13 protein-coding genes are annotated in these 8,653 nt (G+C 60.5%); 6 read left to right on the top strand and 7 right to left on the bottom strand.

The window, feature by feature from the left end; translation table 11 throughout:
* The first annotated feature begins 170 nt into the window (after positions 1 to 170).
* Positions 171 to 341 (top strand): DUF2986 domain-containing protein, encoded by a 171-nt coding sequence (locus APH41_RS28470; RefSeq protein ID WP_080757734.1) that lies wholly within the window; start codon positions 171 to 173, stop codon positions 339 to 341.
* Here APH41_RS28470 and APH41_RS22380 read toward each other — a convergent pair.
* From APH41_RS22380 to APH41_RS22360, 5 genes are all read right to left on the bottom strand, one after another.
* A complete protein-coding gene (locus APH41_RS22380) occupies positions 313 to 1,308 on the bottom strand; it encodes a GlxA family transcriptional regulator (RefSeq protein WP_054921578.1) in 996 nt (331 codons plus the stop codon). The two genes, APH41_RS28470 and APH41_RS22380, sit on opposite strands and share 29 nt — an antisense overlap.
* A gap of 4 nt (positions 1,309 to 1,312) precedes the next feature.
* Entirely contained in the window at positions 1,313 to 1,855 is a 543-nt protein-coding gene (locus APH41_RS22375) for a cysteine hydrolase family protein (RefSeq protein ID WP_054921575.1), read from the bottom strand.
* Positions 1,856 to 1,946: 91 nt separating this feature from the next.
* A complete protein-coding gene (locus APH41_RS22370) occupies positions 1,947 to 2,480 on the bottom strand; it encodes a GNAT family N-acetyltransferase (protein WP_054921573.1) in 534 nt (177 codons plus the stop codon).
* Positions 2,470 to 3,681, bottom strand: a complete 1,212-nt coding sequence (locus APH41_RS22365; RefSeq protein WP_054921571.1) for a YeeE/YedE family protein — start codon at positions 3,679 to 3,681, stop codon at positions 2,470 to 2,472. The genes APH41_RS22370 and APH41_RS22365 overlap by 11 nt, the downstream gene beginning before the upstream one ends.
* A gap of 147 nt (positions 3,682 to 3,828) precedes the next feature.
* A complete protein-coding gene (locus APH41_RS22360) occupies positions 3,829 to 4,446 on the bottom strand; it encodes a TetR/AcrR family transcriptional regulator (protein ID WP_054921569.1) in 618 nt (205 codons plus the stop codon).
* A gap of 134 nt (positions 4,447 to 4,580) precedes the next feature.
* Between APH41_RS22360 and APH41_RS22355 the strand changes: the two genes are divergently transcribed.
* The gene (locus APH41_RS22355; protein WP_003192702.1) at positions 4,581 to 5,021 is read left to right on the top strand and encodes a hotdog fold domain-containing protein; all 441 of its coding nucleotides are present in this window, start codon (positions 4,581 to 4,583) and stop codon (positions 5,019 to 5,021) included.
* Between the two features lie 10 nt (positions 5,022 to 5,031).
* Here APH41_RS22355 and APH41_RS22350 read toward each other — a convergent pair whose 3' ends face one another.
* Positions 5,032 to 6,360 carry a HAMP domain-containing sensor histidine kinase gene (locus APH41_RS22350; protein WP_054921567.1) on the bottom strand — a complete coding sequence of 443 codons (1,329 nt, stop codon included), beginning with the start codon at positions 6,358 to 6,360 and terminating at the stop codon, positions 5,032 to 5,034.
* The gene (locus APH41_RS22345) at positions 6,353 to 7,027 is read right to left on the bottom strand and encodes a response regulator transcription factor (protein WP_034126172.1); all 675 of its coding nucleotides are present in this window, start codon (positions 7,025 to 7,027) and stop codon (positions 6,353 to 6,355) included. Before APH41_RS22345 ends, APH41_RS22350 begins: the two co-directional genes overlap by 8 nt.
* Before the next feature lie 135 nt (positions 7,028 to 7,162).
* Between APH41_RS22345 and APH41_RS29125 the strand changes: the two genes are divergently transcribed.
* The 4 genes from APH41_RS29125 (at position 7,163) to APH41_RS22335 (ending at position 8,548) form a co-directional block, all read left to right on the top strand.
* The gene (locus APH41_RS29125) at positions 7,163 to 7,336 is read left to right on the top strand and encodes a hypothetical protein (protein WP_014719228.1); all 174 of its coding nucleotides are present in this window, start codon (positions 7,163 to 7,165) and stop codon (positions 7,334 to 7,336) included.
* Positions 7,317 to 7,664 (top strand): hypothetical protein, encoded by a 348-nt coding sequence (locus APH41_RS22340; RefSeq protein WP_034126171.1) that lies wholly within the window; start codon positions 7,317 to 7,319, stop codon positions 7,662 to 7,664. The genes APH41_RS29125 and APH41_RS22340 overlap by 20 nt, the downstream gene beginning before the upstream one ends.
* The gene (locus APH41_RS28900; protein WP_156359082.1) at positions 7,665 to 7,823 is read left to right on the top strand and encodes a hypothetical protein; all 159 of its coding nucleotides are present in this window, start codon (positions 7,665 to 7,667) and stop codon (positions 7,821 to 7,823) included.
* A 155-nt stretch (positions 7,824 to 7,978) separates the two neighbouring features.
* The gene (locus tag APH41_RS22335; protein ID WP_034126170.1) at positions 7,979 to 8,548 is read left to right on the top strand and encodes a type 1 glutamine amidotransferase family protein; all 570 of its coding nucleotides are present in this window, start codon (positions 7,979 to 7,981) and stop codon (positions 8,546 to 8,548) included.
* Positions 8,549 to 8,653 lie beyond the last annotated feature (105 nt).

Raw genomic sequence — 8,653 nt, 5'->3', positions numbered from 1 at the left:
TGGAGTGCGCAGCGCTCCCAGCTTTTTTGGGGCCGCTACGCAGCCCAGCGGGAGCAAGCTCCCTCGCCACGGTTACCGGCTCTGCCTTAACTGACTGGCATTAACCCAGGGCCCGGTCACATTTGTTGAAACTGGTATCATCCGCGCCTTTCCCTCTCAGGCACCGCGACATGAACCGCCAGAAAAAACTCCAGCAGCTCTTCAAAGCCAAAGCGAAAAAGGCCAGTGCCAAGCTGGCGCCCAAAAGCAAAGACAGATACATCAGCAAGGCCGACCGTTTGAAGCTGGAAACCGAAGCTGGCCAGGACCCGGTTACGCCCCCCGAGACGCCTGCTGAGTAAGGCGCATGGCTGAAGGGGTGGCCGCTTCATACTTACCCCAGATACGCCGCAGATGCCGCGCCGAACCGAAGCCTGCGCGCTCGGCGATGGCTTCAATGTCCAGGGCCGACTCGGCCAGCAGTTCGCGGGCTACAGCCAGGCGCAGGCGATGCAGATAGTCCAGCGGGCTGGTGCCGACATGCTCCTGAAACAAGCGCGCCAGGTGGCGACTGCCGGTACAGGCCAGGGCCGCCATACGGGTGACCGTCCAGGTTTCACAGGGCGCGGCGGCGATGGCGTCTTGCACACGATGCACCGCCGGGTGCAGGTGATTACGCCCGGTTATCCAGGGCGACAACTGCGGGTCGCTGCCGCTGCGGCGCAGGTACACCACCATGTCTCGCGCCACCGCGCACGCCAAGCGTGGCCCGGCCAGTTCGGCAACCAGGTGCAACATTAGGTCGATACCCGCTGTAATACAGGCGCTGCAACTCACAGGGCCATCGGTGACGTACAGACGGTTTTCCAGCACCCGGGCCTTGGGGGCGAGGGCCTGCAGGGTGGCGCACAGAGAATGATGCGTGGTGCATTGGCGCCCATCGAGCAGCCCGGCCCTGGCGGCACTCAATGCGCCGGCGCACACGCACACCAGACGCTCGGCCGAGGGCGCGAAGACGTTTTGCAGCCACTGGGTGAGCTGATGGCTGGCCGATTCGAAGGCCTTTTGGTGGGCTTTCGACACGTTCATCGTGGAGCCCACCAACACCACCAGCGTACCGGGGACCAGGGTCGGCGGCAGCGGCGCCAGCCCCATCAGCGGCAAGCCGATGGAGGTGTGCAGCGTTGCCACCGGGCTGACGTATTGCAAGTCGAAATCCACCGCCGCCGGGTCGTCGACCTGCGCGGCCAGGCGCAGTACTTCGGCAGGCCCGGCCAGGTCGAGCATCAGCACGTTTGGCAATAGCACGAACAGCACCGGTACGCTCACCGCTTCACTCCGCCAGTGCCTGGGCGACCGTTACGATGCGGGCGAAGCGGTCATCGAGGACCAACTCCGTGCGTTCGCGAATCTCAGCCGGCGTATAGACCCGGCCGCTACGCACGTGGGTCATCGGGAAGGTCAACGTCGCCTCGCTGACAAAATCCACCTTGAAGCCGCTGTCCGCAGCCTGCCGCGTGGTGGTCTCGCAGCATTGCTCAGTGCGGATGCCGCTGATGATCAGCGTGGTGACGCCCATTTCCACCAACCGAGCGGCCAGTGGCGTACCGGCCAAAGCACTGTGGTAGCGCTTATGGATCACCAGTTGCGGATTGATCGACAGCTCGCTCAATGCCCTGACGTTGCCCGATTGCATGGAGAAATGCCCCTGGTCTTCAACATGGAAGACTTGTACCACCGGGATGCCGCGCTGAACACAACCATCGATGAGGGCCTGCTGTTTTTCCAGATAGTCGGGCAGGTCATTTTCGGACCAGTAGGTTGAATGGCGGAAGGAATGTTGGGCGTCGATCACGATCAGGGCTTTATGGGTCATGGACGGTCCTTGTGGCGTGCATCAGTGGGTGAACGATGCACACCATGTTAAGGACAACCCACAGCGCACGACAGACGCAAGGCAGACTACTTCAGGACGGATTCGGACATGTCACCGGGCACGCCATGGCACAACGGCTGCCGGGTTCGAAGCCATGGGCGTACTCATCCGCCAGGATCGTTTCCAGACGCGAATCGACGTGAATTGCAAAGCCCAGGCGCCGGTAGAACGGAGCATTCCAGGGTACATGCTTGAAAGTGGTCAGCGTCACCGCACGCAGGTGTTGGGCGCGGGCATGCTCTATCGCCGTTTCCACCAATCTGCGCCCCCAGCCCTGGCCTTGCAGCGGCTGGGCAACCGACACTTCATGGATATGCAGGTCGTCGCCAAAGCGTTCTGCGCTGAGGAAGCCTTGAGGGTGATCGTGGTCATCAACCACCACCCAACAGGTCGATAGCGCGATCCACTGCCGATGGCACTCGACGCCGATCGGCGCGGCATCCGCCAGCCAAGCCAGCCCTTCGATTGCGCGAAATGCCTGGGCTGCGCTCTGCTCGATGGCGGGCAACAAACCGGCATCTTGCGCGCGCGCCAGGCGAATGTAGGTGGACTGCTCAGCAGCCACTCAAGGCCACCTGGGGCCGTTCGCCCGCAAAGAAGAAGGGCCGCAGGCGCACGCCCACGCCGTTGCCGATAAAGGCCGCCACCAGCCACACCCAGCCATGCAGGCTGCCCGAGGCGATGCCACTGAAGTACGCGCCGATGTTGCAGCCATAGGCCAGGCGCGAACCGTAGCCAAGCATCAGGCCGCCGATCACAGCCGCGATCAACGAGCGCGCTGGAATATTCAGGCTGGGCGCGAAACGCCCGGCCAGGCCAGCGGCCAGCAGCGCGCCGAGGACAATGCCGATGTCCATGACGCTGGTGATGTCTTCCCACACCGGTGCAGCCAGGGCCTTGGCATTGCCCGGCATCTGCCAGAACGCCCAATTGGCAACGTCCACGCCCAGCCCGCTCGCCACCTTGGCGCCCCACAATGCGAACGCCGAGGTAATGCCCCACGGCCGCCCAGCCAAGGCCAGGGTGGCGTAGTTGAGCAGCGCCAGGCCAATCGCGCCCCACACTAACGGCCATGGCCCACGCAGAAAGCGGCGTAGCCCTGGGTGCTCGCTTTGCACGCCTTGTTCAAGTTGACCATGGCGACGTTTTTCCAGGCGCACGGTCACCATAGCAATCAGCGCGAACACCGCCAGGCTCAGGACCAGCGCCGGCAGCACACCGAAACTTTTGACAATGGAAACCGCCGGGAACGATGGCAGTGCAAACCACCAGTCGACGTGATGGGTGGCGATCAACGAGCCACAGATAAAGAACAGCAGTGTCACCAACATCCGCGCATTACCGCCGCCGACGGTGAACAAGGTTCCCGACGCACAGCCGCCGCCCAGCTGCATGCCGATCCCGAAGATAAACGCCCCGAACACCACCGACACACCCGCCGGCGCCACCAGCCCGGCCACCGGTTGGCCGAACAAAGTGCCCGCGCCCAGCGCCGGGAAAAACAGCAGCACCGCCACCGCCAGCATCACCATCTGCGCACGCAAGCCAGCGCCACGCCGATCATTGATAAACACGCGCCAGGCCGAGGTGAAACCGAAGGCTGCGTGATACAGCGTCAGGCCCAGCGCGGCGCCGACCACCAGCAGCAACACCTGGCGTGCGCCGACCATGTTTTGCAGGAACAGCGCGCCCGCCACCAGGATGATAAAGGCAATCAGTGGCGCGACGGGCTTGCGCACGGGCGTCAGGGAAAGAGACGTGCTCATGGGGTTCTCGATTGGTTGGAAGGAGGCAAGTATAGCCCTAGACGGAATTTGATCAGATGGCGGCATTGCCGAAAGGCTCATCGCCTGAAGCACCGCTATCGCAGCCTCGCTGAAGCTCGACAGCTCCCACAGGGGATGGAGGACTGACTAACCCAGGCTGATCGACTTCCACGCTGCTTCAGCCAGCAGTTCGCGGTATTCAAATGGACTCTTTTTGACCTTCGCCGACAACCACGCACGCGAGTAACTTTCCGCCGCGCCAATGATCAGCGAAGGGATCAGCTCGGCAGGCAAGTGACTGAAATGCTCCTTGCGCCCTTCCCCGCTCATCCATTCCTTCAACTGCTGGTTGCGCTGTTTGTTGCGTGCAAGCAGCTCGTCCTTGAACGGCCCGCTGGAGACGGCAAAGCGGCTTTGGAACACGAACCGCGCCCAGTCCGGCTGTGCGGTCACCCATTCAACGTAGCTGTACACCAGCCCGACGACGCCTGCGTGGGCGGTGTCCGCTGCTTGCAGATAGTGGTCACGCAGACTGGCCTGGTCCTCCAGCGCCGCAAAGAACAGCGCAGCGACCAACCCTTCTTTATTGCCGAAGTGGTGATAGATAGCGCCCACGCTGGTGTCGCAGCGCGCGCGAATGGTTTCGATAGAGGTCGCCTCGATGCCCACCTCGTTAAAACACGCCAGTGCTTCGCGCAGGATGATGCGCTTGAGGTCGCTGCGCCTGCCGGGGAAGGTGCGCTCGATGAGATCGATGGAGTGCATGGAGGAACGCCAAATCAAAACAGTTTATAGGCTGAACGACCGGCAGAGAAAGCTCAGGTTGACAGTCGTGGAATCAACAGAATATTGTTCCGTTGCAGAATATTATTCTGTAAATGACCCTTGAGGATATTCCGATGAGCCAAGCCCTGAGCATGTTCAATAGCGTAGGCCCCGCCGCATTCAGCAACCTGGCGTGCCAGATGGCACCCTACTTCAGCACCATCACTCCCGAGATCGCGGAGCTCAAACCCAACCATGCGGTGGTCACCGTGCCGTTTCGCAAGGAAATCACCAATCACCTGGCCTCGGTGCATGCCATCGCACTGTGCAACGCCGCCGAACTGGCCGGCGGCATGATGACCGACGCGTCGATCCCCGCAGGCGCACGCTGGATTCCCAAAGGCATGACTGTGGAATATCTGGCCAAGGCGAAAACCGATATCCGCGCTGTTGCCGATGGCAGCGCTATCGATTGGCAAACCGCCGGAGACAAGATCGTGCCGGTGGAGATCTTCGATGCGGGCGGCGTCAAGGTCTTCACCGCCCACATCACCATGAATGTGAAGCTCGCTTAGACACAATCGTTCAACAGACTACAGGTGCGCCGTCTGCCGGCGGCGTGTCCCGTACATTCGTAAAATCAAGAATGACCGTAAACCGTTGCTGCTCGCGGATCACCTCAATCTGCCAGCCCAGCTTTGCGCACAACTGCCGCATCAACTGCAACCCAAGCCCATACCCAAAATCATCGGACTCCTGCCGCGGCTTGACCTCACTGATGTAATTGGCAATCACCAGCCGGGGGTATTTGAAACTGATATCCACCGTGCCCTCTTCCGCGTATTGCAGCGCATTGCGCAGGAAGTTGCCGATCACGATACGGCACGCCGTAGGGGGCAGCCGGCAAGGTTCGTTGTGGATGTCGATGCTTAGCTCAATATCCCGGTGACCGATCAGGTAGCGGTGCCTTTCAATCAGTTCGCCAACTACTTCGCTCAGATTAACGTCTTCCTCGGGCAACGACTCTGGACGTTCGCGGCTCATCCACAGCAATGTCTCGGCGATGAGCTGCATATTGAGCACCGAGCGTTCTACGCGCTGCAACGAGGGTGGTAGCACACCACCCGATTGCAGGGCCAACAATTCGATATTGGCCTTGAGCACCGCCAGCGGCGTGCGCAGTTCATGGCTGGTGTAGCGCAACAGACGGCCTTCTCGCTGGCTGGCGGCCTGCACTTGTTCAACACTTTTGGCCAGGGCATCGGCCAACATATTGAACTCCTTGAAGTTGAAACCCGGCCGCTCGCTGGCCAGGGCGTCAGGATTGTTCAGGGTGCTGGACCATTGGATCAGACGTCCCAGCGGACGCACCAACCACCACACCAACAGCGCGATGATAATCAGCGCCGGCACGAATACGGCCAGGCTGATGAGCTGGACGCTTTCCAGTACCTGGTCAAAGTAGGCGTCGGACAATGGCGTCTCCACCTCTCCCCCTACTTCCTTATCGTGGTCGATGTCATACATGTAGAGGGTTTTGCCGTCGCCCAGAGGTTGTTCGAGAACGATATGGAACGGCGCCTCGTCGTCATCGGAATAGAGATCGCCGAAGATATTCACCGCACCAAAGGACAGGCTCGGCGGTGCATTCAGCAACTCGCGCACGTCCTGCGGCAACGCCTCCTTGCCGATGACGCTGGTATAGAAGTAATTGTGCGGCGTCGGCGTGGTCGGGTCCTGTTTGTAGTGCCGGAGAAAATACAGAGCCTCCTCTTCCATCATCGCGCTGGCGGTGTAGAACAGGCCGCGCACGGTGAATTCAGGCAGCAGCCTGCTATAGATCACCAGCACCACCGCAATCAGACACAGGAAACTGCCGCTGATTACCCACTTCAGGCTCAGGCCGCTACGCATGGGCCTTTACCTGGATGCCGACACCCGCCAGGGTATGGATCAATGGCCGGCCAAAAGGTTTGTCTACCGTCTTGCGCAGCCGATGCATATGCACTTTGAGCGTATTACTGTCGGGCGGCTCATCGCCCCAGATTTTGCTTTCCAACCGCTCCCTGGGAACAGGCTCGGGACTGGCCCGCATCAAGTGCTCCAGCAAGGCCCAGCAAATGGGTGACAGATGCAGCTCCTGCCCTGCCCGGCTGACTTTGCGGGTGGTCAGCTCCATGACCAAGTCGTCTACTTGCAGGCGGCTGGTCTGGCCGCTGCGCCGCAGGCTCAAGGCGCGAATCCGCGCCACCAGCTCGGCAAGCTCGAACGGCTTGACCAGATAGTCGTCGGCTCCCGCAGCAAAACTGGCGAGCTTGTCGGGCAACGCATCCAGCGAGGTCAGCATCAGGATGGGGGTCTGGATGCCTTGCTGGCGTAACCCTGCGCACAACTGCTGGCCGTTCAGTCGCGGCAGCATGATGTCCAGCAGAATGACGTCGTAATGCTGGTTGAGCGCCAGGTTGAGCCCGGCCTGGCCATTGCTGGCGTGATCGCAGACGATTCCGCTGATCTCCAGGTACTCGATGACAGTGGTGGCCAGGTCCAGGTTGTCCTCGACCAGCAGCAGATGAATATGCACGGAAAAACCCTCGGGCAGATGGTGCTCAGCGGTGTGAAGGATAGCGGAAGTCGGGCTGTTTCCTGCGATGTTTACCTGGTGTTAACCCCGTGCTGCTTAGGCTAAGGCTCTTCTTATCCAGAGCTCGTCACCGTCATGAACCTGTATTCGATGATCAAAGGGGTGCTGTTAGCCGTGATTTTCCTCGCGCTGATGGTGGGCATCCTTCCACAGCAAACTCAGTTGGTACGCATGGGAGGCAGTGGCTGGTTTCTGATTGGCCAGAATGTTGAGCAGACAGGGTCGTGTCATGTCGCCCGTGCGTCGTGATGAGCTGGGCGCCAACTATGCCAGCCAGTTGGTCGCCTGCGTGGTGCTGGTTATTGGTGTGGCGGTTTCGATGGGTATCTATATCGCGCGCTTGAATGCGCACCTCGATGAGCAACGCAACCTGACCTCGGTGTATCTGCCCGACTGCCCTGACGGCCGTGGTGGTTTTATGGTCTATCCCGATGACAGGCGCAGTGGTGACGAGTGCTACACCGCGCAGGAAGATGAGTCGATCGATGTCGATGAGCTGCAGCGGCTATCAGGCTGGAGCCTTGCGCAACGGTTCGACTCCATCCCGCCAGCGGCTCAATCACCGCGCACGTTTTAGATGCACAGCCTTTATGCTTACCAAGTGCAGGCGCCGGGCCGCTCTAAAGCCGCTGCGCTGGAGGCAGACTTGCTGCCAGGCCAGGTCGCCAACGGCGAGCTGCGCAGCGCACCAGAACACCCTCTCAACGTTTCACGCCTGAACATGCCGCCGCGTTGATCACTGTCATTGCCAGTTGAAACACATACTGCCAATACTCCACCACACCATTCATCAGCCCCGCTGGCGAGTACACTCGACAGCAATGCCCACCAGGACAACCCTGCTGGGCAGGTTGCTGCTGATTATCATGGAAACTTGAGAAGGACACTCAAATGGTACGTGCCGTTACTATCCTCACCGAGAATTTTTCTGACTGGGAGCCCGCGCTGATCAATTCCACGGGCCGTGCCTACTATGGCTTCGAGACTTGTTTTGCCGCTCCCGGTGGCAAGCAAGTGACATCATCCGGTGGCATGACCATCATTCCCGACCTGGCCATCGAGGCCATTCGGCTGGACGATGTCGACTTGCTGATTGTGCCGGGAGGCCCGATCTGGAGAACAGACAACGCCCCCGCCATCGAGGCGCTGGTCCGTGAGGCTCACGCCAGGAACATCGTCGTGGCGGGAATCTGTGACGGTACCCGCGTACTGGCCAAGGCTGGAGTGCTGGATCACTTGCAGCACACCTCCAACTCCGCTGACAACCTCAAGCAGGTGCATTATCGCGGAGCAGATTATTACCAAGACGTACCGTACGCCGTTGCCGACCAGGGAGTGGTCACGGCTCCTGGCAGCGCGCCGGTCAGTTTCATGGCCCAAATTCTCGACACCTTGGGTTTGAAAGACAAGAAGCTGGATGCCTACCTGGCCATGCATGCGGCTGAACATATTCACGGCTGAACCCCTTCCCTCTGTCTCTCCCCCTCACCTCGGCGCTGCGGCCTGTTACCGGGCCGTAGCGCGCTTCACCGTTGAACCGCCCCTCCAATACTCAAAGCGGCAGAA

The sequence above is a fragment of the Pseudomonas sp. NBRC 111138 genome, assembly GCF_001320835.1.
GTDB lineage: Bacteria > Pseudomonadota > Gammaproteobacteria > Pseudomonadales > Pseudomonadaceae > Aquipseudomonas > Aquipseudomonas paracarnis.
This window is presented reverse-complemented; position numbering and strand designations above follow the sequence as displayed.